Source organism: Parasphingomonas zepuensis, assembly GCF_036663735.1.
Taxonomy (GTDB): Bacteria; Pseudomonadota; Alphaproteobacteria; order Sphingomonadales; family Sphingomonadaceae; genus Sphingomonas.
Genome location: NZ_JAXOJO010000056.1, coordinates 1 through 1190, shown reverse-complemented (window position 1 = coordinate 1190; position 1190 = coordinate 1). Strand labels below are relative to the sequence as shown.

The following is a 1190-nucleotide window of genomic DNA, read 5'->3' as shown; positions in this document are numbered from 1 at the left end:
CCCTCGCCGCGCCAGCGGCCCTCCAATTCAACGATGCCCTGACCCGAACGTAGAGGTTGTTCCAGCGCTTCGCGCATTCCCGAACTTCCTCCGCGCATCTGCGCGAACCACCTTCTTCGCGCCGCCCAGCCACGCAGCCATAAAGCCAGACTTTCTTGCCGCACCCGCCCCGCGCCGCTAACCCGCGCGTCATGCGATACCAGAGCACGCGCGGCACCGCGCCCGAACTCGATTTCCGCGGCGTCACGCTGGCCGGCCTCGCCAGCGACGGCGGGCTGTACGTGCCCGTCGAGTGGCCGCGCTTCACCGCTGATCAGATCGCCGATCTCGCCGGCCTGTCCTATGCCGAAACCGCAGTCCGCGTGATGCAGCCGTTCGTCGGTGATAGCCTGAGCGAGACGGAACTCCGTGACCTCTGCACCAAGGCCTATGGCCGGTTCAGCCACGCGGCGGTGACGCCACTCGTCCAGCTCGACCACCGGCATTTCCTGCTTGAACTGTTCCATGGCCCGACTCTGGCGTTCAAGGATGTCGCGCTCCAGCTGCTCGGCCTCCTCTTCGAACGTTTCCTGACCGGCACCAGCGATCACCTCACCATCGTTGGCGCAACCAGCGGTGACACCGGCTCGGCGGCGATTGACGCGGTTGCGGGGCGCGAGGGCATCGACATCTTCATGCTCCACCCGCAAGGGCGGGTCAGCGACGTGCAACGCCGTCAGATGACCACCGTCCTCGCCCCCAACGTCCACAACATCGCCATCGAAGGCAGCTTCGACGACGCCCAGGCGATGGTGAAGGCGATGTTCAACGATCGCGACTTCTCCGGGAAGTTTCAGGTCACCGCCGTCAACTCGATCAACTGGGCGCGGCTGATGGCGCAGGTGGTGTATTATTTCTACGCCGCCGTTCGCCTCGGTGCGCCGGGTCGCCCGATCGCGTTCAGCGTCCCTACCGGCAATTTCGGCGATGTGTTCGCGGGCTATGTCGCGGCGCAGATGGGGCTGCCGGTCGCCAAGCTGATCGTTGCCACCAACGTCAACGACATCCTCCACCGCGCGCTTTCCAGCGGCGACTATTCCGCCGGCACCGTCACGCCGACTGCCGCGCCCAGCATGGACATTCAGGTCAGCTCGAACTTCGAACGGTTGCTGTTCGACCTGGCGGGCCGCGACGGCAACGCGCTGGCCGCG

Annotated in this window: 1 protein-coding gene; it reads left to right on the top strand. The window is 65.9% G+C overall.

Features of this window, described 5'->3' with window-relative positions:
- Positions 1-191: 191 nt before the first annotated feature.
- The coding region (gene thrC / locus U1769_RS25180; RefSeq protein WP_332720896.1) for a threonine synthase at positions 192-1190 on the top strand (999 nt) is incomplete at its 3' end.